This window comes from Streptococcus oralis, assembly GCF_023110055.1.
GTDB lineage: Bacteria > Bacillota > Bacilli > Lactobacillales > Streptococcaceae > Streptococcus > Streptococcus oralis_BY.
Map to the genome: position 1 here is coordinate 558,851 of NZ_JALDVG010000001.1, position 25,323 is coordinate 584,173.

Consider the following 25,323-nt stretch of genomic DNA (forward strand, 5'->3'; position numbering starts at 1 on the left):
GCAAAGTTCGCTTCACAGTCCAAATCCAAAATTCTAGTTGACAATCATTTAATTAGCAAATCAATCATGCTTCATCATCCACTTTCATATGCTGAAAGATATAGAGGAAAAAGTCTTTGGAAACTTCAAAATGTCCATAACGAAGTCGAGAAGTATAGTCTTTCCATTCAGGATGTTGTCTAGCTATTTCTATGGAGCAATCTTTGACTGGTTGATAATACTCGACATTTCGTCTAAAGGGAAAGAATCCTTCGAACTGCTCTACTTGATAGGCTTTGTCATCTGTAATTTTACCTACGGCCACAAAAGCCTGTAACTTATCTTGACCGTTCATATCGTATTTTGGACTATAGTATAAAAAATAGTCACCTTTTTTCATACGGTTTAAGGGGCCGCCCTTTCCATGACAGACCTGGCAAAAATTCCCTTCAACTCCTCTTAAAACATGGTTCTTTGAAACAACTCCAACCCAATATCTAGGCATTTTTATCCTCCAACTCTACTAACAAACGATTAAAAACTTCTCTATCGTTAGATAGTTTTTCAAAAAATTCTTCATCAACCCCTTCTACTAAAGGTAAAGCTTGATTGACCTTCTCTGCGCCAGACTTCGTCACTGAGACCAGTTTTGCCCGACTATCCTTTGGATGTTGATCGCGTTTAATGTAGTCCTTCTTCTCCAGTAGCCTAACAATCTGGGAAACCGTCATGACATCCATACCAGTGAACCGAGCGATATCAACTTGCGTTACATATTCCTCTCTATTAGACAGAAACAAAAGCGAAGTCAAAACGATAAATTGAGGCAGAGTAAGACCAACTGATTTCAAAACTCTTTTTAAGTTGCTTTCCCACTTGTTGTAGACTTTGATGAACAGAAGACCTGTAGACTCTGTTTCATCGTTTTTATAAATTGAATTAAATTGATACTTTGACATTATTTCTCCTTAAATATTAAGTATACATATTATAAATGAATTTATTTTGTTTTTCAAGAAAAGGAAAGTCAAATGTTACAATTCTGTCAGACATTTCATAGTCTATATGCTATAATAAAAGCAAAACACCTAGAAAAGGAAGTCTTATGATTAAACTACTAGCCTTGGATATGGACGGAACCCTCCTCAATGAAGCTAAGGAAATCCCGCAAGCCCACATCACTGCCATTCACCAAGCCATTGAAAAAGGTGTCAAACTGGTTCTCTGTACAGGTCGCCCGCTTTTCGGTGTCCTTCCCTACTATAAAAAACTAGGACTGGACCTTCAGAATGAGTATGTTATTGTCAATAACGGTTGTTCAACCCACCAGACCAGTGACTGGAGTCTAGTGGACTGGCAAGAACTCAGTCCAGCTGACATCGAATACCTCTATGACCTAGCTGAAAAAAGCGACGTCCAGTTAACTCTTTTTGATGAGGAACATTATTTTGTCCTCGGTGGCAAGCCCAATCAAATCGTTCAAAATGATGCCAAGCTAGTCTTTTCAGACCTGACTGAAATCTCCCTTGAGGAGGCGACCAGTGGCAAATATCGAATGTTCCAAGGTATGTTTTTAGGAACCAAAGAGCAAACAGACGATTTTGAGCAACGGTTTGCTGAGGAACTCTGCCAACGATTTAGCGGAGTTCGTTCACAGCCTGTCATTTATGAAGCCATGCCACTTGGAACGACAAAGGCTACTGCTCTTTCTCGACTAGCAGCGATTTTGAAGATCGAGCCCTCAGAAATTATGGCCATGGGCGATGCCAATAACGATATCGAAATGCTTCAGTTTGCAGGACTTGGCATTGCAATGGGAAATGCTAGCGATTATGTCAAGTCCCTTGCTAATGACGTTACAGCCAGCAACGAAGAAGACGGCGTTGCGCGTGCCATTGAGAAGTATATTTTATAGTAAAAAAAGCCCAGTTCATATCAACTGGGTTTTGTTTCTTTTAAGAATTACAAAACTTTAGAAACTCTTTAGAATTACTTGATGTTTCTTTGATTTCTATACCTTATACTAAAGTTAGAAAAATAAATCAAAAGGAGAAAATCATGAAAACAGTACTCGAAATTCATGGACTGACCAAACGATTCGGCCAACAAGCTATTCTTCAAGATCTTAGTCTAACCATAAAAGAGGGAGATATTTATGGTCTAATTGGAAAAAATGGAGCAGGTAAAACTACTCTTATCAAAATCATTACACAACTATTGTTTGCGGATAAAGGAACTGTTTCCCTCTTTTCTAGTCAATCGGAAAATGAGTGGACCAAAGCTCTATCTCGCGTGGGTTCAGTTATCGAATCACCTGTAGCTCACAATCACTTGACAGCTTATCAAAACCTTAAATATTATTGTATGATACGTCATATTCCAAATGCTGATAAGGTGATTCAGGAGACCTTGGACTATGTTGGCTTGTCAGATACAGGTAAAAAAGTCTTTCGTGATTTCTCACTAGGAATGAAACAAAGACTTGGTATCGCCATTGCCCTCCTAACAAAACCCGACTTCCTGATTCTTGATGAACCTATTAATGGTCTCGATCCGATTGGAATCAAAGAATTTCGTCTCATGATCCAGCGACTCAATCAAGAAAAAGGCATAACTATACTCATCTCTAGTCATATCTTGTCAGAACTCTATCTCTTAGCTAATCGCTTTGGTATTCTGGATCAAGGTAAGATTATCCGTGAAATCAGTAAAGCTGAATTTGAAACACTGAGTGAGGATTATATTGTGCTTAAAACAAGTGATAAAGAAAGAGCTTGTCAGGTATTGAAAGAACAAATCCAGCTCCAGTTTAAGGTTGTAAACCCTGAAAATGAAATCCATATCTTTGGTAATGAACAAGATGTTAAACAGATTCTCAAGCAACTAACTTTGTCCGATGTTGCTATTGATGAGATTTACTTTGCCCGTCAAAACCTAGAAGAATACTTCACCCAATTGGTAGAATAGGAGAAAAATCATGATACATACCATTCAAGCAGATTTTTACCGTCTTTTCCGCTCCAAAGGATTCTGGATTACAGAATTCATTCTCTTTGTACTTATGTTACTGGGTGCTACTATTGGCGCTACAGGGCATCTAATGTCAGTTCAAGCAGCACCACCTGAGCTTCCTACCCATGGTTGGAATGGGATAGAAGCTCTAATCAACGCGTCAAATAACGGCTCAAACCTCGTTTTCCTCTGTATTATTCTAGTGTGTTTAGTTCTTGGGGTCGATCTAATCGGCAAGCTTTATAAAAATAGTTTGACAGTTGGTGTTTCTCGTACAGAATTTTTCCTTGCTAAATTCTTTGTACTAGCAAGTATCGCTCTCTTACAACTCATCACAAGTCTTGTGATTGCCTTTATTCCCGCGACTCTACTAAATGGACTTGGTACAATACCTGATGGTTTTGTTACTAATCTCCTCTTGACGATTTCCCTTCAATTTCTATGCCTTCTCGCTTGGCTTTCGATTGTCTCCTTTATTCTCTACCTAACTCATTCTTATCTTGCCGTATTTATTGGTTATCTGATTAGCTCTATCGTCCTTTCTATTCCAATTCTTGTTTTCCCAGACATTGAAATTCTTAGATATTTAATTCTAGATTTTGCCTATGCTATGACCACTAATAGTCAAGCTATTCTCTATACCATCACGGTTTGCGTAACAGTCATACTTTTCTTCTCTTTCAGTGGACTGATTATTTTCAAGAAGAAAAGCTTATAAAAAGGACCTCCTCTAGGATATAGAGGAGGTTTCTTCTGTTAAAGATAAATAAAGACTGAAAACCATTCTCCATCAGTGGCTAGCTTCATATCCGCTCCAAGAAGATGAACTAATTCCTCAGTAATATAGAGACCTAAACCAGAGGATTCTTCGGTATCTGACATATTTTCAGAATAAAAACGATTGCTGAGATTGTCTATATTCTTGATAGGTTTTTTGACTAGATTATCAATTTCCAAAACAAGTCTATTTTCTTCCTTTTTCAAGGAAAGTCGAGCCTTCTCCTTGCCGTGCTTGAGAACATTTCCAAGGAGGTTTTGTATAATTCGATCAAGCAAGTCCTCATCAGTCGTCGTTTTCAATCCTGGTTCAACGTTAAAATCAAGAACAATATGTGAAGATTGAAAAACGTCGTAATAAGCTAAAGTCTTTTTCGTTATAAAAGTTGATAAATCAGGTTCTTCCAGTTTCGGTTTGACTGCGCCTTCCATCAAATGACGGTATTCGAGGAGAGCCTCCAACCGTTTGGAAACCAAATCCTGATGATGGGCTATTTTATTTAAGGTTTCTGAACTATTATCGGGGTGTTTTATTAGTTGCTGAGTGTATCCTGAAGCGATTGTTAAAGGTGTCCGAATATCATGAGCAATGTTACTGATTGCCATATCTAGGGTGCGTTTTTCACGCTTCATGATTAGCTGGTTTTGCTCCACTTCTTGAAATAGATTCTCAATTTGGTTATGTAGACGCAAAATGGTCTTTGAAAAGAAATTTACACCGATCCTCTTCATGCTACCAGAGCGAATCTTTTCTTCGATTTGTCTGCTTAAATCTCTAATTGCTATATGATAGCGAATCAAAGAAATCGCCAAAATGATGTTAATGAGGAGCAATATAGATATCAAAATGTAAATCATTACTTATCTCCTTTTAATCGAACACCAACTCCCCAAACGGTTTCGATGTACTCGTGATTTGGATCCAGTTGATGCAGTTTTTTACGGAGATTGCTTAGATGGGTGTTGAGCGTATTGTCTCCAGGCAGGTAACTTTCTTCCCAAATCAATTCATAGAGTTCTTCCTTGGTGAAGATCTTTTTAGGGTACTGGAGCAACATTTGGAGAATCTGACACTCTTTCTTTGCAAGGCGAATGGTTTCAGTTGCGTTACTTATTTCAAAACTATCCGCATCGAACTGGATATTTTTAAAGTTTTGTACGAAGTTATCAATTTCTCTTCGATTTCCTGACTGATGTTCACCACTTTGGCGTAATTGCACAGTGACTCTGGCAAAGACTTCGTCCAAATCAAAAGGTTTTACCACATAATCATTGGCACCATCTAATAGGTACTGGCTGATAAGCTTTTTATCACCTAAAGCAGTAAGCATGATGACAGGAGTCTGACTCGTTTGTCGAATAGCTTGCAAGACTTGGTCGCCATTTTTCCCAGGGAGCATGATATCTAGCAAGACGAGATCGATGTCACCTTTGTCAAATTGCATGATACCTTCTGTCCCAGAAAATGCTTGAATCACCTCGTGTTCCTCTGCAAGAAGGGTTCTTAAGATTTCCTGGATTTCATTATTATCTTCAACTACAAGTATGTTCGCCATAAACCTCGTCCTTTCTAAAACTATTATAACATGTTTTGTTAGGAATTCCAGATACAGAAAAGCTCCTCTCACATTTTAAGCAAGAAGGAGCTAATGAATATTGAATCTACTTAACCAAATAAGCAATCAAGGCTATAATCCATAAATGAGCTGGGTAGAAAATATAAAAGAAATATTTACTCCAACTAGTTTCTTTTCCTCGCTGTCCATTATACAAGGCCATAAAAGGAAAGACGGTGACAAAGAGCCAGTCAGAATTGAAAAGCATCATTTCCAGTGTTTGGTGCCAAGTGTCGTATATTTGGATGGAAGTCACTAATAAGAAAGCCCACAGAAAGGCATAGAGGAGATTTCGCAAGCCCTTGCGATTTCGACAAGAGTAACTAATCAAGAGAAATGGTAGCATGGTGATGCCACCCTCAGTAAAAAGACAACCGAAAATCAAGAGCCCAGCAAGCCCAATCCGACGCCACAACTTCTCCTTTTTATCCAACTTTTTTCTGGGAAAACCAATCCAAAGCATGGTGACACCGATGGCCAAAGTCAAGAAAATATTATTATTGACCATTACTCCTTTGGATGCAAATAGGGCGTTGAGTAGGCTATTTCCAGCAAACATGATAAGCGCCCAAGACCAAAGACGGATGAGGTAGTTTTTCAAATTTCGAGTATGGATGAAGCCTTCCATAGCCATATAGGCAAACCAAACTCCCACACAACGGGTCAAGGCGTGAAAGATACCTTCCCACAAAGGAGAAACGATTCCGGTAATATGCGGAATATGGTCTAGAACCATTACTGCCGCCATCAGATACTTCAACTGTGTCGCATTCCATTTTTTCATAATAAACCTCTTTCTTTTTTATCTACATAGAGTATAGCATACATTTCCGCGTATAATCGTACACCTATCTTACATTTAAAAAGCCTATCTTACATTTTTGTAAGACAGGCGTGAATACCAAAAATTTATTATGAAAGTTACCTTCTAGTCGGTAATTCGTTGGTACATTTCGGGTCTTCTATCACGAAACAGTCCCCAGTTGAGGCGCTCGCTTGCTCCCTTATCAAGGTCATAAGTGGCTAATAAAACAGCTTCACCTTGTCTTTCAGCTCTCTCTAGAATAGCTCCTGTTTCATCCGTCATAAAGGAGGAACCGTAGAAGTCAAGACTGGAACTCTGTCCACCATTTTCCTCACTAGGAGTGACTTCTTCCAAGCCATAGCGATTGGCTGCAATAACTGGGACAATATTTGCTGCTGCGTGCCCTTGCATGGTACGTTGCCAGTGACCACAACTATCCGTATCTAAGATAGGCTCTGAACCGATAGCGGTTGGATAAAAGAGCAATTCAGCACCATTCAATGCAAGACAGCGCGCTGTTTCGGGGAACCATTGATCCCAACAGATACCGATCCCAATTTTAGCGTAGCGAGTATCCCAGACCTTGAAACCAGTGTTGCCAGGCGTAAAATAAAATTTTTCTTGATAATAATGATCATCTGGTATGTGGGTCTTCCGATAAACACCCAGCACTTCACCATCTGCATCAATGACGGCAATAGAGTTATACAAGACATTGCCATCTTTTTCGTAGAAACTAATGGGTAGAACAACTTCTAGTTCCTTAGCAATTACTTTAAAATGCTGAATGGCTGTATTTTCTATCACCGACTGGGCATACTGGTAGTAGTCATACTGGCGTTCCTGACAGAAATAAGGGCGTTCAAATAATTCAGGCAAGAGAATGATTTGTGCGCCTTGGTCTGCAGCTTGACGTACTAAATGCTCTGCTGTTTGGATATTTGTCGCCACATCCTTGGCGCATTGCATCTGGATCGCTGCAACTTTAACATTTCTCATCTTTTTCTCCTATTCTGGGATTTGTTGGGTGATACAGTGAATATTGCCACCACCTAAGAGAATATCTCTGGCTGGAATTCCTACGACCTTACGGTCTGGGAAACACTTGCTGAGGATATCTAGGGCCACTTGGTCGTTTACATCCTCAAACTGGGGCACTAAGACAGCCTTGTTGGCAATATAAAAATTGACATAGGAAGCTGCAAGACGTTCACCTGCATAGCGCTCTTCTTCCCCTTCTTCATAACTATAGCCCGGCAAATCCTCTTCGGTTACAACTTGATGAAGCGCTGGGATTGGAAGTTTATGAATAGTGAAGGAACGCCCTTTTGCATCCGTTTCGTTCTCTAAAAGCTCAAGGTCAGCTGCAGACATGGCATACTGGTGATCACTTTTATCGTCTGTCCAAGCTAAAACAAGCTCTGCAGGACCAACAAAGGCAGCAACATTGTCAACGTGTTCATTGGTTTCGTCCTGATAAATACCGTAAGGTAGCCAGATAACTTTTTCAGCGCCAAGGCTCTCTAATAAGGTGTTTTCGATTTCCTCTTTACTGAGATGAGGATTGCGACCAGCACTAAGTAAGCAGCTTTCAGTCACAAGAATGGTTCCTTGACCATCGCTGTGTATCGCTCCGCCTTCCAGTACAAAAGGTTGGGCATCGTAAACAGGCATTTCCAAGGCCTCAGCAAAACGACTGGCTACTTGGTCATCCTCTTCATAATCTTGATAAAGACCATCGACAGCACCACCCCAGGCATTGAAAGACCAATCGACTGCCAATTTTTCTCTTTTATCATTGACAAGAATAGTCGGACCTGTATCACGCGCCCAGGCATCATTGGTGGGAATGTCTAGATAAACAACCTTGTCTCCAAGATAGGATTGGGCTTCAGATAGATGGTCCTGCTCTACCAAAAGATAGACTTTTTCGCCTTCTGCTATAGTCTTGATAATCTGAGTAAATGCTCTTTTTGCAGCCTTACCTCGGAAGGGCCATGAACCTGGTCGAGTCGGCCAGATCATGAGGGTGCCATGATGGGGTTCATACTCTGCTGGCATACGATAGCCTATTTTTTTTGGACTGTCCATCATGATAATCTCCCTTTAAAGTCTTGATAGCCGAAGGTTTTGACTAAGCTGCAGTCACCTTGCTCGTCCATGAGATAGAGACTTGGCAAGCCAATACCGTTAAAGGTATTATTTTTGACAAAGGAGTAAATAGCCATGTCTTCAAAATAAAGTCTATCACCGATTTGGACTCGATTTTCAAAACTATAGTCACCAATCACATCACCCGTCAGGCAGGTATTGGAAGAAAGTCTATAAGTATGGGCTTTTTCCTGAGCCTCAAATCCATTTCTCAAAGGTGGGCGATAGGGCATTTCAAGTACATCTGGCATATGGCAGGTCGCAGAGGCGTCTAAAATCAAGATCTCCATACCGTTTTCTACAATATCCAATACCTCAGTTGCCAGATAACCCGCATTGAGCGCAATGGCTTCACCCGGCTCGATATAGACCTCAAGATTGTATGTTTCTCGGATACGCTTGATTTCAGAAATCAGCAAATCCACATCGTAGTCTTCTCTTGTGATGTGGTGTCCTCCACCCATATTGAGCCATTTGACTTCATGTAAATAAGGTCCAAACTGTTCTTCTACAGCTTTCAAAGTTATCTCTAAATCATCTGCCCCCTGTTCACAAAGGGTATGAAAATGAAGCCCATCCACCAAGTCCAGCAAATCACTCGGTATCTTGTCTAAGCTAACTCCAAAACGGGAGCCAGGTGCACAAGGATCGTAGAGCGCGTGATCTCCTTGAGTTGAACACTGAGGGTTGAGGCGCAAACCGACACTGATACCAGCCTCTCGGCAACGAGGACCATGTTTACGCAACTGTCTCTCGGAGTTAAAAACGATATGGTCAGATATTTGTAGTAGCTCTTCCATATCTGATTCCTTGAAAGCTGGCGCAAAGACATGGACTTCTCCCGGGAACTCTTCTCTAGCTAACTTGGCCTCATAGAGACCACTTGCAGTTGTACCAGAAAGATACTGGCTAATCAAGGGATAGGTTTTGTAGAGAGAATAAGCCTTCTGGGCAAGCAAAACCTTGCAACCGGCTTCTTCCTGAACTTGTTGAAGAATCCGGCAATTTTCCTCTAGTTTGGCTAAGTCAATAACATAGGCTGGTGTGGGTACTTGTTCTAACTTCATTAGTCCACCATTTGTGGGTTTTCTACCACAACCCAAGGCAATCCGTACTCATTCAGAGCTTCCATGAATGGATCTGGATCCAACTCTTCAAGGTTGTAAACTCCAGGTTGTTTCCAAGTTCCGTTCATCACTAATTTTGTCCCAATCATGGCTGGAACTCCTGTTGTGTATGAAATTGCCTGTGACCCAACTTCTGCGTAACATTCCTGATGGTCGCAAACATTGTAGATATAGATGGTCTTTTCAACACCGTCTTTGACACCTGTAAAGATACAGCCGATATTGGTCTTTCCAACAGTGCGTGGGCCAAGGCTGGCAGGATCAGGAAGCAAGGATTTTAAAAATTGAATCGGCACAATGTCTTGTCCATTAAAGTTAATAGCATCCGTACGAAGAAGACCAACGTTTTCCAAGCATTTCATATGCGTTAGATAAGATTGGCCAAAAGTCATAAAGAAACGAATCCGTTTAACACCTGGAATGTTTTTCGCCAATGACTCAATTTCTTCATGGTGAAGGAGATACATATCTTTTTGTCCAACTTGAGGGAAATCATACTCACGCTTGATAGACATAGCTTCGACTTCGACCCATTTTCCATCTTCCCAGTAAGAACCTGGCGCAGAAACCTCGCGGAGATTGATTTCTGGGTTAAAGTTTGTCGCAAATGGATAACCGTGGTCACCACCATTACAGTCTAGAATGTCGATATAGTGGATTTCATCAAAATAATGTTTAAGGGCGTAAGCTGAAAAAACGCTGGTTACACCTGGGTCAAAGCCAGATCCAAGCAGAGCGGTCAAGCCTGCTTCTTTGAATTTTTCCTGATAAGCCCACTGCCATGAGTAGTCAAAGTAGGCTGTAAAACCAAGTTCCTTGCAACGTTTTTCATAAATGGCACGCCATTCTGGATCTTCTGTGTCCTCAGCCTCATAGTTGGCCGTGTCAATATAGTGGACTCCAGTTGCCAAACATGCGTCCATAATGGTTAAATCTTGATAAGGCAGAGCTACGTTCAAAACAGCTTCTGGCTTGTAGCTTTCAATCAAAGCAATGACCTCTTCTACCTTATCAGCATCAAGAGCAGCTGTTTCAATCTTTGTACTTGTTTTCCCTTCTAATTTAGCCTTCAAGTCATCACATTTCGACTTGGTGCGGCTAGCAATCTTAATCTCTGTAAAGGTTTCGCTATCTTGGCAAATCTTTGAAATAGCAACTTGGGCAACGCCTCCACATCCGATAACTAATAAACGACTCATTTTTTTCCTTCCTCTTCTTCTAAAATGTCTTCTACATACTTGGGCAACATAAAGGCCCCCACATGTAAGTTTGCAGTATAGTATTCTGTGAAAAGCTGGCGTTTTTTCCAGCCTTCCTTGTCAAAATCTTTAACAGGGTGATATTTTTTCGATGCAAATCCAAACAACCAATAGCCAGCAGGACTGGTTGGGATATGGGCCTGATAAACCCGGCTGATTGGAAAGGCTTGATTGACCTTGCGGTGCATGCTTCGGCAAGCTGACTCATCCTCGTCAAAGAAGGGACTCCCATGCTGATAGATCATGATGCCGTCTTCTTTCAAGGCTCTGTAACTGTTCCCGTAAAATTCCTTGGTAAAGAGCCCTTCCGTATGTCCAAATGGATCCGTCGCATCGTTGATAATGATATCGTAATCATCCTCACAGTTTCTCAAAAATCGCAGTCCATTTTGATAGTAAATGGTAACACGAGGGTCATCTAGCCCCGCAGCAAAGTCTGGAAAATACTCACGACAAACCTCTACCAACATTTCATCAGGTTCTACAATATCGATTTGTTCCAATTCTGGATAGAGCGTCAATATTTGGGCAACACCGCCATCACCACCACCTATAACCAAGACTTTCTTGGGATTGGGATGGACAGCCATGGGAACGTGGACCGTCATTTCATTGTAGACAAAATCATCTGCATCTGAAAACAAGACATGTCCATTTAAGATCAATATCTTTCCAAAAGCTGGTGTATCTAATACCTCTATATCCTGCCATTCACTCTTACCAGCGTAGAGTTGCTTGGCTGTTCTCAGGGACAGTTTGACATCTGGAGTATGAACTTCAGAAAACCATAAATCCATCTAGTTCTCCTTTCTCTCAATGACGTTGATGTGATTGACCTCTGGATCTTCCGTCCCTTGGAGGGAGCAACCACGTTCTTTGGCAAATAGGATATAATCCACAATTTCTCGTGTAATGCGTTCACCTGGTGCTAGAATCGGGATCCCTGGAGGATAACACATGACAAATTCTCCACAGACTTGTCCGACTGATTCGTCTAAGGTCAAACTTTTTCTCTCTGAATAAAAGGCTTCCTGAGGAGAAAGGACTAACTCTGGTTGGATATATTCTCCAGCAATTAAGTCTTTTCCATCTCTTGAGTAGAGTCTCTTGATATCCGCCAAAGCGCCGACCAAACGTTCGATGTCTTGGATGCGGTCGCCAATGGAAATATAAGCTAAGATATTCCCAATATCCCCAAACTCAATTTGAATGTCGTATTCATCTCGTAGGAGGTCATAAACTTCGATACCTGTTAGCCCTATTCCCTGAGTGTAAACGGACAGCTTGGTCACGTCAAAATCACAAACGGACACACCGTCTATGAGCTCTTTTGAGTAGGCATAATAACCACCGATAGCATTGATTTCACGACGAGCATACTCAGATAGTTCAATGACTTTCTCAAAAGACTCTTTGCCACGAAGGGCTAAGTTGCGACGAGAAATATCCAAACTAGACATAAGTAGGTAAGAGGCAGATGTAGACTGGGTCAGGTTAATGATCTGACGAACGTACTCAGGATTCATCTGCTCCCCGATAAGAAGGATGGAGCTCTGGGTCAAACTCCCACCAGACTTATGCATAGAAACCGCCGCCATATCCGCTCCAGCGTCCATAGCAGATAGTGGCAATTTATCTGTGAAATGTAGATGAGCTCCATGGGCTTCATCCACTAAAACAAACATGCCAGCTTCATGAGCCATTTCCGTCAATCCCTTGAGATCTGAACAAATTCCATAGTAAGTAGGGTTGTTGATTAGGATAGCCTTGGCATCTGGATGATCCTTTATAGCTTGAGCCACACGGTCATTTTCAAGTCCTAATGCGATGCCGATTTTGGGATCTACACTCATCTCGATATAGATGGGAATGGCACCACATAGAACCAGCGCATTGATAGCAGATTTGTGGACATTACGCGGCAAAATAATCTTATCTCCCGCCTTGCAGGTGGAAAGAATCATGGTTTGAACTGATGAGGTTGTACCTCCAATCATGAGAAAGGCATGGGCTGCACCAAAAGCATCCGCAGCTAATTCCTCCGCATCCCGAATAATCGAAATAGGATGGCCGAGATTATCCAAGGGTTTCATAGAATTGACATCAATGCCAACACATTTTTCTCCTAACAGTTCGACAAGTTCTGGATTTCCTCGTCCACGCTTGTGACCTGGCACATCAAAGGGGACAATTCTTTTCTTGCGTAGCTTGACCAAGGCCTCATAAATTGGGGCTTGGTTTTGATCTAACTTCTTCAAGACATACTCCTTTACCATATTTTTAGCACCTCAAGAAGATAAAGGCGCTAAAGGTTGACTTATGAAAAAAGAGCAGGTTTTCACCTGCTCTGCAATCTTCTGACGTGTTTATTTTGGTTTCTGTTGAGTATGTCTGTTCCTGATGTTTCCTAACTCTCTAGTAGCAAATATTACGTACTTTATTGATCGTTTCACAAGATGACGTGTGCTTTCACCACACTAAAAATTTATGAATTAGGACAAGCGTCCTAACATCAACTTATAAAAGTAGGCTTTCAACCCTATCAATAATGTGGCTTTTTAACCACGCTTCGGCATTCAACCCTGCCTGTCCGTAGGCATTTTTTACTCGGGTTTATATTTGCTAGAAAACATCATCTCATTTTCTAAGCCTAATAACTATATCATGTTTATAAGAGCTTGTAAAGTGTTTTTGTGAAACTTTTTTAAAGAATTTTGTTTTTTTGTTCGTCAAATTCTGTTGAACTATAAAAAGAAATCGCTTTAAAGCGTCATAGACATAAGAAAAAAGAAACTACAGACATTAACTACTTCAATAATTCTTCAAGTATGACTTGATATTGAAAATCAGTTCTTTTCATCAGATTTCATAAATATTTCCAGCTAGGAAGTAGGAATCAACTGCTCCAATTCTACTTCTGAAAGCTGTCCTTGATTGTAAAGTTTTCTAAGTAAGTCCTCATCTACGGTAATTGAATAGTAATCCGTCACAAACTCATGAAATTTCTCAAAACTGTCAAAGAAATAGGATAACAACCATTCGCCACCGTCCTGCTCTTGGTAGGTATTTTGATGCTCTTGACCGTCATACCAGATAAAGAAAGTTGTTTCATCTTTTTGCTCTTCTGAGTAAAGGTTTTGATACTTTTCATCCAGTCCTTTATAAAATCCGTCTATGATGTCTTGATTCCACTCATCCGCAGCAAATTGACTCAAACTGCTTTCATGATCAAAGCCCTTTATAAGGATCATTTTATCAGTAAAGATCACATCTAGAGAATCACCAGAACCGTTGTTGATAAGGTAACGGATTCCATAGCTTTCCTCAGTCTTAACGATCAATCGAAGCCAGGTCTTATTTGGATCTGTTCGATACTCATCAATGACAAGCAAGGCATCTAAACGTGTCTTGGCATTTTCCCATTCAATTCTTCCCATCTCTTTAGTCCTCCATCTTAAAGTTTAAAATCTATTATGCTTACAAATTCTATAACCAATTTCTATCTATTCCGTCCAACTATACTGTGGAATATTTTCTTCACCAGACAAGTCATCAGGTGTTCGACTTTCTAGATGTACATTCATCACGCACCTGACTAACAGTTGGAAAAGTAGTTAACAAATAGTCACTAAGACATTTCCTTTGAGAGTTAAGATTTTCTTATAAAAGTTTTTCATTTTTACAAAACAGGTTCGAATATCATCCTTGATTTCTTCCTCTTCTTCAAGATAATCCCAAATATCGGGGTATAAATCTGCCTTCTTGCATGCTTCCATGCTAAAGTCTGCCAGAGCCCTATCCATGTCACAATTCTCTAAAGCTTGAACAATCTCAGCTATCTTTGAGTGTTCAGTATAGGCTATATATTCTGACACATTTTCTAAAGGGGTCACTCCCAAGACAGCTTCTCTCAAGGGGTCGTCATCCATAAATTCTGAACTACTAAAACCTGTCATAACAAAGAGTAAGGCATCCCACATTTTGTCAATATCTATCAACGTATCATTTCCCTCAGGATAATCCTCTACCAAGTCAAGCAAATCCTCTTCCTGACAAGAATACCGCTTTATTTGGCTTAATTCATTATCAGATAGATATTGATAATTAGCAATCATTCCCATAATGTTTCCTCCAATTAGTTAGTCCCCTTTCTTGAAAAAGGTAAGATATCTACTGTTTTTGGACTCTCCTCCTTATTTCTCATTCTCATCTTCCGTCACTTCCCAGACTTCTGACTGATAACCCTCACCATCTATATCATAGCGCTGCATATAGCCTAAAAATCTTTCTTTTTTATTTGACTTACGAGGCTTGAGAATGTTTACGGCCCAGAATCCGATAAGAATGACAACTAAAAGTGCTACTACTGTCTCCATACTACTTCTCCCTTGCCTAGCTTAATATCCTTCAATCCACTTTTCATTATCCATAATGAAAGGCTTAGCCAGTCCATCACCTGTATAATCCGCATATTTGGTGGATAGATATTTGTAACAATCTTCCTTGCTCGCAAACTTAATAGCTTGATAAGGCTCTTCAAAAGTCAGTTTCTCTACAAATAAGAAACCCTCCTCAGCTGGCACTAAAACACCTACGTGTCCAACAAAAAGATACTCTCCATCCAAATTGTCATGCAACACAACAGACAACATTCGAGCTTTGTCATTGAATTGAAACTGGGAGAAGAATTTCTCCATCTTCTGCGCGTGAACTTTTACATCCGTCGTTGCTTCCGTCTCCACCCTAGAAAATAGAATATCAAATTCTTCCTTGTCTTTCGTATCAAATACTTTTCCCTTATCGATAGCATCGTTATCCACAAAAAGCAGCTGATCATTCTTTTCGAGTTTTGGAATTGTGACCGAATTTTTCAAGAGCGCATAGCTATTAATACGGCAGTTGGTCCCGACAAAGTCACCCTTTTTTTGATTCCAGAGGTTGCTGATTTTCTCTACGTCGTATTCTGTCTTCGTAAAGGAGGCAAAATCCCCACTTAAGCCAGTAGAACCGACAGTCGCATTATAGTCTGTGACAAGATTAAAAAATGCATCAACACTATTTGGGTCCAAGTGAGCTGATAAGAGAGATTTGACCTCTTCGGAACTTACTTGACTGTTTAGATTGGTATATGAAGCCTTCCAAGGAACTTTATCTGAACTGGTCTGTGTCTGATTTGTAGCGTCAGTCCTCGTATTATTTTGCTGACAAGCAATGAGTCCAAGTAAAAAGGGTAAGCACAGTCCCAAGGCTACTACTTTTCTCGATCGTTTCATGCAATTCCCTTTCTAAAGCACAAGTCTCTATTTTTCTTTAAACACCATTAACTAATCCCTCATCCGGAATCCGTGACTTAGCTATATTATACTACATAAGTCAAAAAAAAGACTGCACGAATCACCCATTCATTACAGCCTTTTTAATCCTATTTTTATTTAATGACAAATCCTTTTGGCAATATCTCCAGTTTCTGTTCCAATTCTTGGCAATGACTGGCTAGCGCTACAGAATCACGATCTACAAGATAATTTTCAGTTGATTGGTTAAAAATGGCTTGGATTTTTTGTCCATCATAATCCCATGCTAGGGACACTACATCTGGCTTGATTTCTTCGAGAATAAATTTTCCATGCTGAATAATATCTGAAACATCCTTGCGAAGCTGAATCAATTTCTTCATGAAATGAAGCATGTCATTACTGTCGGAAACACGGTCCCAAGGCATGACACGACGACAATCCGGATCTGGTCCTCCATCTAACTCCAACTCCGTTCCATAGTAGAAACACGGTGTCCCTCTTTGTAAAAAGAGGAAAGCAAGAGCCGACTTAACGAGTTGAACATCTTCCTTGGCAGTAGTCAAAATGCGCTCCGTATCATGCGAATCCAAGAGATTGAACATCACTTCCGAAATCTGCTGTCTATAGTACATAGACTGGCTATTGATCTCATTGATGAATTGAGGTGACTTCTTAACCCCTCGCAAGAAATAATCCTTAATGCTGTCGGAGAGAGGATAGTTCATGACTGCGTGGAATTCATCGCCATTTAGCCAGGGCTGGGAAGTGTGCCAGACCTCTCCAAGAATATAAAGGTCAGGCTTTTTAGCCAAAACAGCCTTACGGAAATCTCTCCAAAATTGGTGGTCGACTTCATTTGCCACATCTAAGCGCCATGCATCGATATCAAACTCTTCAATCCAGTAGGTCGCAACGCTCAACAAATAGTCCCTCACTTGAGGATTGGCCGTATTGAGCTTGGGCATATAGCTGGCAAAGGCAAAGGTATGGTAAGGGAGCTTTCTTGGATCACCCAGCTTATCCTTGGTCACTGGGAACTCTTGAACATGGAACCAATCTTTGTAAACGGAATCTTCACCATGTTTGAGAACATCCTGCCATTGTGGAGACTGATCCCCGATATGGTTGAAAACAGCGTCCAGCATGATCTTCATGCCTCTCTGATGGGCCCTCTCCACCAGTTTACGAAAAGTTTCCTTATATCCAAAATGATGGTCAATTTCGAAATAATCCGTCGTATTATACTTGTGATTGCTTGGGGATTCAAAAATCGGACAGAGATAAAGACCTGTAATCCCCAAGTCTTGCAAGTAATCCAGATGGTCAATAATGCCCTGTAAATCACCACCAAAGAAATCGCTCGTCTTTGGCTTGATAAAGGAATCCCAAGCTAGCGCACCTTCAGGTGAAATCTCAGGATTGCCATTAGCAAAGCGTTCTGGGAAAATCTGGTACCATACCATCTCTGCTACCCAGTCAGGAACATGGCAAGCATCAATCTCATGGATATACGGAATTTTAAAGCCATTTCCTTCATAATGAAGGTTTTCTAGCGTATTTTCAACACATCCCTTATCGCCATAGAAAATACTCTGACCTTGCTTATCCTTGAGTTCAAAGAGATACTGGAGTCGCGCATAGCCCACTGAAACTTCTGCTTGCCAGTAATCAAATAAGGCATCAGAAGTTACTTTGACCATCTCCTTGTTTACTTCATAATGGTCCTCTAAAAAGATAAAAGGATCACCATAATGCAAATGGATGCTTTCAATATCATCTTTCTTAGTCCGGATACGAATGTGCATTATCTTATCCTTATAAAGATAAGCATACTCCGACTCTGTTCTATGGTAAATGGCAGTCAATTCCATTGTTTTGTCTCCTGATTTACTTTCATTCATCTGTAACGCAAACGCTTTCACCTTTGTTGTTCTAGTATACTACTTTAAAATTTTATTTTCAAGACTAGTCCGTAGTTTTGAGTGGATTGTTTTTCAAAATAAAAAAGCAGCCAGTCTTACAACTTGCTACTTTTCAAATGATGATTTTACAAATGCCTTTCCAGCCACTCTATCTTTTTAAAATCCTTATTGTTATTGTGGTCATTTCGATAGGAATCTTGGGAAGAAGCCTTGTATATACTGAAATACTGTTCTAAACTTGGAACACGAAACGTGATGTCCTCGCGATGAATCAACTCTATATCTGATTCAGATACTCCTGCAAAATCAGGTAAGGAATCGATACTCCCAAATTCAACGCTCACACCATCTTTTTGGAATTCATGCTCATGAATATCTATCAAGGTGTAGCCTAAGTGGTTCATCACTTTCATTATCTTGTCCCAGTCATAAATCCTGAGATGATCAGGTGCTTCCCAGCCTCTAGGATCTCCAGAGACATGAATGTCAATGTCAGACGGTTGCCATTCTTCATTTGAACGGTATTCAAAACCCAAAGACCCCATGAGCGTAGGTGTGATTCCGACTTGGTTTAAATGTGAACAAATTATTCGAAATTCATCAAATAGAGAATTCATTTCTCCTCCTATCGTTGATATGAAACTTGATTTCTCACTAATAGTTAAATTAGTTTTACCTTCTACTCTTTCGGTTGTGAAAAGACCTCAATGTGCTGGCCCAGTACCTTAATCTCTACAGGTAGGTTATCCGACTTATCGCCGTCAACATCTGACTCCAATTCACTATCTGAAGAGATCTTAATATTACGCGCTCTGATATACTCAATATTATCATTGCCAACAACATCCCCTTTTAGTAAATCAGGAATGACTGATAATTTAGAGAATAGAGAAGCATCTTTTAGAATCAAAATATTGGCGTAGCCATCTTTGTTTTCTTCAAAGATTTTCTTGTCAGCGAAGTAATTTGTCAAGAGAACCAAAACATGGCTCGCTTCGCCATCATAATTTCCATTTTCTGTCTCAATCTTAATGTTAAAGACCTGATCCGTCATCACAGACTTCATGGTATTTACAGCATAGGCTAAAATACCGAATTTTGTCTTGTCCTCGATCTCAACATTGTGAATCGCCTCAGGCAGAGAACCGACACTAAAGATATAACCAAAATAGTTGTCATTCGCTTTACCAATATCAATCTTATTGGTTAAATTAAAATCGAGTTCATCAATCGCGCTATCGATGTCTTGATTGATTTCCAACAGTTTGGTAATGAGGTTGCCCGTACCGCCAGGGATAATCCCTAACTTCGGAGTGTAGTCTCTCTCAGCAATACCCGAAATAACTTCATTGACAGTTCCGTCTCCACCGAAAACAACCACTGCATCGTACTGCTCACGAGAAGCCTCTTCAGCAAAGTGTGTTGCATCCAGCGCCTTTTCGGTAATTTTGGTTTCCACGTGTTCAAAATAATCTTTTGCCTTATTCTCCAGCTTAACCTTATAATCCAAAGCCTTTTCCCCACCAGAGGTAGGGTTGATAATTAACATTGCTTTTTTCATTGATTTTCTCCTTGAATTTTAAATAGAAATGTTAGAGTTGCTATATATTTCATTACATATAATGCTATTATATAATGAAAACTCAGAAAAAAGAACTTTGACGTACTGGGCATTAATTTATAAAAACATAGACAAAGAGTTTACTGTGAATTTCGAGCATATAAAACATAGTTTAAAGTAAAGATTATCAGATAATATCAAACGATTGGCGCTAGAATATTAACGATTATCTAAAATAAAGAAAGCATTTTATTAATCTGTTTGCCATTAAATCCAGCTTGCGCGAAAATCTCTTTAAAAATTTCTTTTACCTCGTCCTCTTCCTTTTTCTTCCAATCCCCATGAAATTTATTTTCAATTCGGTAACTTCTTTGAATAATCACTTTTACATGATTGATTAAAAATTCTTTTGCTAATTTATGTTCATTTTCTTGAATGAGATGTAAGTAATGACAACTTAATGAAACAACATAGTCTTCTTTGAGACTTGGAACAATATTCTTTATGATTAAACTATCCTTGTCAAAACAATCTTCAAAATAGTAATCTGTGATGAATTTGTTTAGATCTTCTCCCCAGTTTTCTTTAATCCAATCTCTCCAGTTTTGATGGGGACCACCTTTATGACAATTAATTATTATATTCATCTTCCAAAGCCAGTTATCTGCTCCATCACTTCCAGGGATGAAACTTTCCACCACTGGCATCATATTTCCACACCAATAGTAAACAATAGCAAAAGCTTTAAAATAAGGTTCCAAATCATGTGGTATTTCTAAATCACCTTTTAATATCCCGTCTTTTATTTCTTTACCACCTTTCAAGCTAGGTTCAACATTGGTAATTTTTTTATACGGAACAGTGATTGAAGTAAGAATGTCAGCCGTAAGTGCAATACCTTTCGATTTATTGACAAGCAAATGAGCTCCCTTATATCCTGATTTTGATTTTTCTTTGTATGCTTCAATATCTTTATTATTCTTTAATTTATTATATTTATCAACTGAGTTTTGAAACTTAATAATCTTCCAATCATCTTCCTCATAAAAAGGATACTTCTTATAAAAATCCATTGCCTTTTTACGTACTTCAAATTCACAATTGACATTATCACTATCTGTAATATCTACTTTATTAATAAACTCATTTACTTGTATCATAAAATATCCTCCATATTTTTTTATTATATAAATCCGTTTAAAAAGACAAATAGATGTGTGTAAATTTACACTAGCTCACTACTTACTCCGTCTTCAGAAAAAATATCCTTGACTTGCTCAAAATCGCTTAAAATGATTGTAACTTACTTTAAACTTAGATACTGCTTTAATTCAGCTAAGTCAACAGCAATCAAATCAAAAATATCAAAATGAAATCATTTCTATTGAACTACCTTACCATACTCTTTTATTTTATCAGCATATTCAGTCAAAAGTTTTTTTGAATAAATTTTTTCATTACTTGAATTTCTAACTTCTTTCCAAAGAATAGAAGCTACTTTTAGTTTATTCGAGTAGTTGCGACTATTTTCGTCTGCACAGAAATCCTTTAAAAATTGATTCCATTGACAAACCGAATGGTCATACTTGGCATAATCTGAATCTCCATAATAAACTTTTAGCATATCTTGGATTGTGAAATTCAAATCATTTTCTTTTTTTACTTTTCTCCAAGCAGTTGCCATATCAGCAGTAAATTTGAAGGGTGAGACACCTGTTAAAGTTGAGAAATATTCTCTAAAGTGTGCATTAAAGGAGAATCCACATTCAAGTAAGGGCGTATCTAAAGTAACGACTTCTACTCGTTTCTTTTTCCTTTTTACTGATGATTTTTTAATCAAATTCCCCTTGAAGTACTGCTCAATAATATGATTGAGTTCCTGTTTTGTACCTCTATATTCAAGTCCTAATGACCTGCATATCTGTGAAAGTTCATCACGATACCAATAGTATTTATTAAATTCATCAAAGGATGCGACTTTATTGAACTCAGGTCTGCTTTCCATCAATATTTTACCTCCTTAAAACCAGTTTAGGTTGTCATCTCAAAATAATGGAATTTTGGCTTCTTTATTTTGAGGATTAGCAACGTTTCACTAACAAACTCACACATTCAGCGGTTCGGACTTACCGTATCATTCGTGAAAAAACAATCCTCACAAAATAAAGGAAAATCCTTCGTTTTGATATTGTTCCATTCGTAAACTGAACCTACAATATCTCCAATAATTGCTCCTAGCATGGTATTCCTCCTTATGGCATATCAGATTCGTTACACATTTCTAATGAGTCACTCTTTAAAAATGGCACCACCAAATCAATCCACTCATAAGGCAGGTAAGCTGATAAATAGCCGTGGTTATAGCCCTTTGCTTCATACAAAATTGTATTTGAATGTAGCTGATGAAATAATTTCGCTGATTCTTTCACACAGTTCAATTCTTTTTCACCATAGATATACAGAACCTGAGCCTTGCTAGCAGAAATCATATCTTTCAGCTTGTAACATCCCATATAGTTTTTGTAAATGGTCACCAATGTTTTGACAGGGGTCCTTGGCAAATCCTCCAAATAATAAGCTTTTATTTCCTCTGGACAAGCCAGTTTTGGATAGAGTTTGTTCATCATGCTTAACTGAAGTTTGCAAGAGAATTTATTGAACATCAGTTTACCAAATAGAGACACTAGAAAGATGCTGATTTTAGCTAACCTTGGTTGAGGAATACAGAGGCTTCCATCTATGATGGCCTTCTCAGCAATTTCACTGTCTAAAGACAAAAGCTCCATGGCAATTTGACCACCAAGTGAAACACCACCGATTGCAAACAATTTCCCACCACAGTTTTCTTTGATATAGTCTAGAATCTCCAAAGCAGAATCTTCAGTAGAAACATAATCAAGTTGATATTCCTCGCCGTGGCCATTCAAAGTGGGTAGAATAATACGGTATTCTTCTGACAAGATTCGTGCTTGACGAAGATAATTCCACCAAGAACTTCCACCACCATGTATCAGTAAAATAGGAGGCAAATTCTTATCACCAAATTCATGGAATTTCATGTTTAAACTCCTTACTGTAGGACTTTCACTAGCTACACCCATGTTTAATCAGCTCGTACAAGCAGTGATGTCTCATCAAATAGAAAAGTCTCTAACATTGATTATCTAGAATGACCACACGTTACATTCAATAATGGATATCCTGATCTAAATTTTAAAATGTTGTTTCCTTACTAATTCTATTACTCGCCAATATAGTATAAATCAAATAACCAATAAAAATGATAATAAAAATAAGATTAATTTTTAACACAAAATAGAGATTTAACAAATTTGCGAACGCATGAAATAATAGACAGTACCCCACAGATTTCGTTTGACGATAAAGAAGCCCTAAAACAAAACTTAAAAATAATGTATATATAAAAAATAAAATGAAAGGAAATCCTTGATGACTTTCTCCGACTATAAACCATAAAGGCAGATGCCAAATTCCCCAGATTGAACCTACAATCAAATTAGATTGCCAATAAGTATATTTTTTATCAAGTAATGGCTGTAATATTCCTCTCCATCCTAATTCTTCATGTCCACCACCAAAAAAAATTAGTTGTATAAAGAATAATGGCATCAGATAAATGGATACTCCGTTTAATTCTAAGGAAGATACAGAAAATAGTATCAAAATTGCTAACATATGATAAATGAAATAAATACTACTATTTTCTATCTTATTAAATAAAAAATGTTTAAATTTTATATTATTACTTTTTAAATAAAAGCCACTTGCAATAGCTGGTCCAAGTGCACCAACTATATGTAATATTCTTCCTATAAATGTCTCTAATCCCAAAATATAAGATTGAGTAAAGATGGCAAGAATCCCCCAAGCTATATAAGTAATTCCAAATGTACAATAAAGATAATTTTTTAAATTCTTTTTGTCAATTTCTGTCATTTTATCTTCCTTATTTTGATTATTTTATATGTAATATTTGTTACTGCTTCTTAGTTGCTCTCGATTTATAACTACCTATATTCTATCATAAAAATAGGAGCAGTTTAATTAACTGTTCCTGTTTTTTATTACGAATATTCTCGAACAATTATCGTCACAACAGGATATAATTCATAGTTTACGTTTAAGTACTATTTTGTTACTAACTAGCTAACAAAAAGAGTGAGGAAATCAAACGTTTCCACCACTCGTTTGTATTCTATTATAGATAAATCGATGTTCTTTCACTATCTATTTTCTCTGTAATTTCAAATGATTTATCTTTCAGATTAGCTCTTCATTCTGCCACTGTATTGGCATCGGTATTGGTCTAGCTGATGTGGATAGTATTAGCGTCTTCCATGTCAACAGCAAACTCTCCATCAAATGCTGCGCTGGTATTACGGAATTTGAGCAGATTGAACAAGGACTGCACAACTGGGCGTTGAACTTCTCGCTCAATTTCTTCCAAATCGTAATAGTGACGGTTGATGTTGCAGCCTTCTTTGGTTGATTCGAGCAATTCGATATCATTTTCTCCTGACAACAAGCCAACGTAGTAAATCTGCGGAATACCTGGTGCAAAACATTGAAGCACACGTGCCAAGAGATAGGCTTGGTCATCATTTCCTAAAGATGAATAGTAGGTACAATTTTTCTTATAAATATCCAAATTATTGTAGGCCTCTGAGCTGTAAATCTTTTTGACATTTGCTCCTTGGGCATAGAGGGCTTCTCTTGTCGCCTCTGTTTCAACATCTGTTAGCAAGTCCTTGACATCGACCACTCCGATACTATCGTGCGTGTCTAAGGTTGTAAATTGCTTGCGAGGCAGATTTCCATCCAGTGAACAAGACGTTTGACATTACCTGAATAAAGAGCATGAAAAACCAGCATCGGAAGGGCAAAGTCATAGACATAGTAGTCTTGCTCAGCGATTTTTTGCTGAATGGTGTAATGTTCATGAATTTCTGGAAGAATTTTCACTCCTTTTGGTGCCAATAGCTGACACGGAAAATGAAGCATTTCCCAAATATCTGGCTCAACAAAGAAACAGTTGGTGCCGATTTTCTTATTGGCGTAGACAAAGGCGTCCAAGCGAATAATGGAAGCTCCGTGGTCCGCCAGCTGTTCCAGATTTTCCTGAATAAAGCGACGAGTTGTTTCTCTTGTCACATCGAGGTCGATCTGTTGCTCATCAAAGGTACACCAAACTTTTTCCTCACTACCATCAGCAAACTTGGCAATGCTATAGGGAGCACGTGGCTTCCGTTTGTAAATCAGGTCTACATCTTCCTGAGTCGGCCCACTGTTTGGCCAAAAGTTTTTGTAGTGGATAAACAAATCCGGATAGGCAGACTCATCTTTCTTTTCTAGGAAATCAAGGGAAAAGGCGACTTGGCTGAGATTAAGACCTACTTCAAGTCTTTCAGATTTTTTCCAGGACTGTCTGAATAGGTAATTAACATTGCTTGATTTTTTACTTTCATAACTTGCTCTATTTACCTTCCTCAAAGCGTTTATAGACTGCTATAAATTCCTCAGCAATCGTTCGAAAACCTTCTGCACTCATTAACTGATCCTCAGCATGCATCAGAAGTAGACCTGTTTCGCTTAATTCCCCATTCATTTCTTTTGTCAAAAGTGAGTGGTGAGCATTGTGTCCCTGTACAAATGCTTCTTCGCCTTGTTTAATTCTATCTTTAGCCTGCTCGAATTCACCCTGCTTAGCCAATTGAATAGCATTGATGTACATAGATTTTGCTGTTCCTACATAGGTGATAATTTGAAAACACACTTCGAGTACTTTTTCGTCCATTT

The 25,323-nt window shown here is 38.8% G+C and carries 27 protein-coding genes and 1 pseudogene; 3 read left to right on the forward strand and 25 right to left on the reverse strand.

Annotation, left to right across the window (positions count from 1 at the left end; translation table 11 throughout):
* Positions 1-64: 64 nt before the first annotated feature.
* Positions 65-484, reverse strand: a complete 420-nt coding sequence (locus M1G01_RS02645) for an EVE domain-containing protein (RefSeq protein ID WP_247931109.1) — start codon at positions 482-484, stop codon at positions 65-67.
* The gene (locus tag M1G01_RS02650; protein ID WP_000049864.1) at positions 477-938 is read right to left on the reverse strand and encodes a MarR family winged helix-turn-helix transcriptional regulator; all 462 of its coding nucleotides are present in this window, start codon (positions 936-938) and stop codon (positions 477-479) included. Before M1G01_RS02650 ends, M1G01_RS02645 begins: the two co-directional genes overlap by 8 nt.
* A 146-nt stretch (positions 939-1,084) precedes the next feature.
* Here M1G01_RS02650 and M1G01_RS02655 point away from each other — a divergent pair, with 146 nt between their 5' ends.
* The 3 genes from M1G01_RS02655 to M1G01_RS02665 all read left to right on the forward strand — a co-directional run bounded on the left by M1G01_RS02655 (position 1,085) and on the right by M1G01_RS02665 (position 3,709).
* Positions 1,085-1,894: a Cof-type HAD-IIB family hydrolase gene (locus M1G01_RS02655; protein ID WP_247931110.1), complete on the forward strand. Its 810-nt coding sequence runs from the start codon at positions 1,085-1,087 to the stop codon at positions 1,892-1,894.
* 143 nt (positions 1,895-2,037) lie between these two features.
* The gene (locus M1G01_RS02660) at positions 2,038-2,946 is read left to right on the forward strand and encodes an ATP-binding cassette domain-containing protein (RefSeq protein ID WP_247931111.1); all 909 of its coding nucleotides are present in this window, start codon (positions 2,038-2,040) and stop codon (positions 2,944-2,946) included.
* 10 nt (positions 2,947-2,956) lie between these two features.
* Entirely contained in the window at positions 2,957-3,709 is a 753-nt protein-coding gene (locus tag M1G01_RS02665) for an ABC transporter permease (protein WP_000581970.1), read from the forward strand.
* 38 nt (positions 3,710-3,747) lie between these two features.
* Here the strand turns inward: M1G01_RS02665 and M1G01_RS02670 are convergent, their stop codons facing one another.
* From M1G01_RS02670 to M1G01_RS02780, 23 genes and pseudogenes are all read right to left on the reverse strand, one after another.
* On the reverse strand, positions 3,748-4,626 hold the full coding sequence (locus M1G01_RS02670; RefSeq protein WP_000639366.1) for a sensor histidine kinase: 879 nt from the start codon (positions 4,624-4,626) through the stop codon (positions 3,748-3,750).
* Positions 4,626-5,324, reverse strand: a complete 699-nt coding sequence (locus M1G01_RS02675) for a response regulator transcription factor (RefSeq protein ID WP_247931112.1) — start codon at positions 5,322-5,324, stop codon at positions 4,626-4,628. The genes M1G01_RS02670 and M1G01_RS02675 overlap by 1 nt, the downstream gene beginning before the upstream one ends.
* Before the next feature lie 106 nt (positions 5,325-5,430).
* Positions 5,431-6,168, reverse strand: a complete 738-nt coding sequence (locus M1G01_RS02680; RefSeq protein WP_038806103.1) for a TraX family protein — start codon at positions 6,166-6,168, stop codon at positions 5,431-5,433.
* A gap of 144 nt (positions 6,169-6,312) precedes the next feature.
* Positions 6,313-7,188 carry an N-carbamoylputrescine amidase gene (aguB, locus tag M1G01_RS02685; RefSeq protein WP_247931113.1) on the reverse strand — a complete coding sequence of 292 codons (876 nt, stop codon included), beginning with the start codon at positions 7,186-7,188 and terminating at the stop codon, positions 6,313-6,315.
* A gap of 9 nt (positions 7,189-7,197) precedes the next feature.
* Positions 7,198-8,283 (reverse strand): agmatine deiminase, encoded by a 1,086-nt coding sequence (gene aguA / locus M1G01_RS02690; RefSeq protein WP_247931114.1) that lies wholly within the window; start codon positions 8,281-8,283, stop codon positions 7,198-7,200.
* Positions 8,280-9,407, reverse strand: coding sequence for a carboxynorspermidine decarboxylase (gene nspC, locus M1G01_RS02695; protein ID WP_247931115.1), 1,128 nt, complete (start codon positions 9,405-9,407; stop codon positions 8,280-8,282). Before nspC ends, aguA begins: the two co-directional genes overlap by 4 nt.
* A complete protein-coding gene (locus M1G01_RS02700) occupies positions 9,407-10,666 on the reverse strand; it encodes a saccharopine dehydrogenase family protein (RefSeq protein ID WP_247931116.1) in 1,260 nt (419 codons plus the stop codon). Before M1G01_RS02700 ends, nspC begins: the two co-directional genes overlap by 1 nt.
* Positions 10,663-11,523 carry a polyamine aminopropyltransferase gene (gene speE / locus M1G01_RS02705; protein WP_156012044.1) on the reverse strand — a complete coding sequence of 287 codons (861 nt, stop codon included), beginning with the start codon at positions 11,521-11,523 and terminating at the stop codon, positions 10,663-10,665. Before speE ends, M1G01_RS02700 begins: the two co-directional genes overlap by 4 nt.
* Entirely contained in the window at positions 11,524-12,984 is a 1,461-nt protein-coding gene (locus M1G01_RS02710; RefSeq protein WP_247931117.1) for an aminotransferase class I/II-fold pyridoxal phosphate-dependent enzyme, read from the reverse strand.
* Between the two features lie 624 nt (positions 12,985-13,608).
* Positions 13,609-14,163, reverse strand: a complete 555-nt coding sequence (locus M1G01_RS02715; RefSeq protein ID WP_247931118.1) for a hypothetical protein — start codon at positions 14,161-14,163, stop codon at positions 13,609-13,611.
* A gap of 177 nt (positions 14,164-14,340) precedes the next feature.
* Positions 14,341-14,847: a YfbM family protein gene (locus M1G01_RS02720; RefSeq protein ID WP_247931119.1), complete on the reverse strand. Its 507-nt coding sequence runs from the start codon at positions 14,845-14,847 to the stop codon at positions 14,341-14,343.
* 72 nt (positions 14,848-14,919) lie between these two features.
* Positions 14,920-15,102 carry a hypothetical protein gene (locus M1G01_RS02725; protein WP_227231822.1) on the reverse strand — a complete coding sequence of 61 codons (183 nt, stop codon included), beginning with the start codon at positions 15,100-15,102 and terminating at the stop codon, positions 14,920-14,922.
* A gap of 21 nt (positions 15,103-15,123) precedes the next feature.
* Positions 15,124-15,999 carry a DUF4300 family protein gene (locus tag M1G01_RS02730; protein WP_247931120.1) on the reverse strand — a complete coding sequence of 292 codons (876 nt, stop codon included), beginning with the start codon at positions 15,997-15,999 and terminating at the stop codon, positions 15,124-15,126.
* A 155-nt stretch (positions 16,000-16,154) separates the two neighbouring features.
* A complete protein-coding gene (locus M1G01_RS02735) occupies positions 16,155-17,894 on the reverse strand; it encodes a glycoside hydrolase family 13 protein (RefSeq protein ID WP_247931506.1) in 1,740 nt (579 codons plus the stop codon).
* 176 nt (positions 17,895-18,070) lie between these two features.
* Complete coding sequence (locus M1G01_RS02740; RefSeq protein ID WP_247931121.1) at positions 18,071-18,562, reverse strand: phosphoribosylanthranilate isomerase; 492 nt, start codon at positions 18,560-18,562, stop codon at positions 18,071-18,073.
* Positions 18,563-18,624: 62 nt separating this feature from the next.
* Positions 18,625-19,506 carry a diacylglycerol/lipid kinase family protein gene (locus tag M1G01_RS02745; RefSeq protein WP_247931122.1) on the reverse strand — a complete coding sequence of 294 codons (882 nt, stop codon included), beginning with the start codon at positions 19,504-19,506 and terminating at the stop codon, positions 18,625-18,627.
* Between the two features lie 230 nt (positions 19,507-19,736).
* Positions 19,737-20,666: a hypothetical protein gene (locus M1G01_RS02750; protein ID WP_239665725.1), complete on the reverse strand. Its 930-nt coding sequence runs from the start codon at positions 20,664-20,666 to the stop codon at positions 19,737-19,739.
* A gap of 221 nt (positions 20,667-20,887) precedes the next feature.
* Positions 20,888-21,514 (reverse strand): SAP domain-containing protein, encoded by a 627-nt coding sequence (locus M1G01_RS02755; protein ID WP_247931123.1) that lies wholly within the window; start codon positions 21,512-21,514, stop codon positions 20,888-20,890.
* Between the two features lie 104 nt (positions 21,515-21,618).
* On the reverse strand, positions 21,619-21,747 hold the full coding sequence (locus tag M1G01_RS02760; RefSeq protein ID WP_247931124.1) for an ADP-ribosylglycohydrolase: 129 nt from the start codon (positions 21,745-21,747) through the stop codon (positions 21,619-21,621).
* A gap of 11 nt (positions 21,748-21,758) precedes the next feature.
* Entirely contained in the window at positions 21,759-22,565 is an 807-nt protein-coding gene (locus M1G01_RS02765; RefSeq protein WP_247931125.1) for an alpha/beta hydrolase, read from the reverse strand.
* A gap of 154 nt (positions 22,566-22,719) precedes the next feature.
* Positions 22,720-23,463, reverse strand: coding sequence for a CPBP family intramembrane glutamic endopeptidase (locus M1G01_RS02770; protein WP_038806089.1), 744 nt, complete (start codon positions 23,461-23,463; stop codon positions 22,720-22,722).
* A 262-nt stretch (positions 23,464-23,725) separates the two neighbouring features.
* Positions 23,726-24,992, reverse strand: a pseudogene (gene gtfA / locus M1G01_RS02775) (sucrose phosphorylase).
* A gap of 8 nt (positions 24,993-25,000) precedes the next feature.
* Positions 25,001-25,321, reverse strand: coding sequence for a PTS sugar transporter subunit IIA (locus tag M1G01_RS02780; RefSeq protein ID WP_049518651.1), 321 nt, complete (start codon positions 25,319-25,321; stop codon positions 25,001-25,003).
* Positions 25,322-25,323: the final 2 nt, after the last annotated feature.

Excerpts from the sequence above, each read along its gene's own strand:
- M1G01_RS02645 (WP_247931109.1), bottom strand. The coding sequence starts at position 484 with ATGCCTAGATATTGGGTTGGAGTTGTTTCAAAGAACCATGTTTTAAGA.
- M1G01_RS02750 (WP_239665725.1), bottom strand. The coding sequence starts at position 20,666 with ATGATACAAGTAAATGAGTTTATTAATAAAGTAGATATTACAGATAGT.
- M1G01_RS02680 (WP_038806103.1), bottom strand. The coding sequence starts at position 6,168 with ATGAAAAAATGGAATGCGACACAGTTGAAGTATCTGATGGCGGCAGTA.
- M1G01_RS02735 (WP_247931506.1), bottom strand. The coding sequence starts at position 17,894 with ATGGAATTGACTGCCATTTACCATAGAACAGAGTCGGAGTATGCTTAT.
- M1G01_RS02760 (WP_247931124.1), bottom strand. The coding sequence starts at position 21,747 with ATGCTAGGAGCAATTATTGGAGATATTGTAGGTTCAGTTTACGAATGG.
- M1G01_RS02765 (WP_247931125.1), bottom strand. The coding sequence starts at position 22,565 with ATGAAATTCCATGAATTTGGTGATAAGAATTTGCCTCCTATTTTACTG.
- M1G01_RS02745 (WP_247931122.1), bottom strand. The coding sequence starts at position 19,506 with ATGAAAAAAGCAATGTTAATTATCAACCCTACCTCTGGTGGGGAAAAG.
- M1G01_RS02660 (WP_247931111.1), top strand. The coding sequence starts at position 2,038 with ATGAAAACAGTACTCGAAATTCATGGACTGACCAAACGATTCGGCCAA.
- M1G01_RS02655 (WP_247931110.1), top strand. The coding sequence starts at position 1,085 with ATGATTAAACTACTAGCCTTGGATATGGACGGAACCCTCCTCAATGAA.
- M1G01_RS02665 (WP_000581970.1), top strand. The coding sequence starts at position 2,957 with ATGATACATACCATTCAAGCAGATTTTTACCGTCTTTTCCGCTCCAAA.
- aguB (WP_247931113.1), bottom strand. The coding sequence starts at position 7,188 with ATGAGAAATGTTAAAGTTGCAGCGATCCAGATGCAATGCGCCAAGGAT.
- nspC (WP_247931115.1), bottom strand. The coding sequence starts at position 9,407 with ATGAAGTTAGAACAAGTACCCACACCAGCCTATGTTATTGACTTAGCC.
- M1G01_RS02770 (WP_038806089.1), bottom strand. The coding sequence starts at position 23,463 with ATGACAGAAATTGACAAAAAGAATTTAAAAAATTATCTTTATTGTACA.
- M1G01_RS02675 (WP_247931112.1), bottom strand. The coding sequence starts at position 5,324 with ATGGCGAACATACTTGTAGTTGAAGATAATAATGAAATCCAGGAAATC.
- M1G01_RS02725 (WP_227231822.1), bottom strand. The coding sequence starts at position 15,102 with ATGGAGACAGTAGTAGCACTTTTAGTTGTCATTCTTATCGGATTCTGG.
- M1G01_RS02730 (WP_247931120.1), bottom strand. The coding sequence starts at position 15,999 with ATGAAACGATCGAGAAAAGTAGTAGCCTTGGGACTGTGCTTACCCTTT.
- M1G01_RS02650 (WP_000049864.1), bottom strand. The coding sequence starts at position 938 with ATGTCAAAGTATCAATTTAATTCAATTTATAAAAACGATGAAACAGAG.
- aguA (WP_247931114.1), bottom strand. The coding sequence starts at position 8,283 with ATGATGGACAGTCCAAAAAAAATAGGCTATCGTATGCCAGCAGAGTAT.
- M1G01_RS02700 (WP_247931116.1), bottom strand. The coding sequence starts at position 10,666 with ATGAGTCGTTTATTAGTTATCGGATGTGGAGGCGTTGCCCAAGTTGCT.
- M1G01_RS02780 (WP_049518651.1), bottom strand. The coding sequence starts at position 25,321 with ATGGACGAAAAAGTACTCGAAGTGTGTTTTCAAATTATCACCTATGTA.
- M1G01_RS02720 (WP_247931119.1), bottom strand. The coding sequence starts at position 14,847 with ATGGGAATGATTGCTAATTATCAATATCTATCTGATAATGAATTAAGC.
- speE (WP_156012044.1), bottom strand. The coding sequence starts at position 11,523 with ATGGATTTATGGTTTTCTGAAGTTCATACTCCAGATGTCAAACTGTCC.
- M1G01_RS02670 (WP_000639366.1), bottom strand. The coding sequence starts at position 4,626 with ATGATTTACATTTTGATATCTATATTGCTCCTCATTAACATCATTTTG.
- M1G01_RS02715 (WP_247931118.1), bottom strand. The coding sequence starts at position 14,163 with ATGGGAAGAATTGAATGGGAAAATGCCAAGACACGTTTAGATGCCTTG.
- M1G01_RS02740 (WP_247931121.1), bottom strand. The coding sequence starts at position 18,562 with ATGAATTCTCTATTTGATGAATTTCGAATAATTTGTTCACATTTAAAC.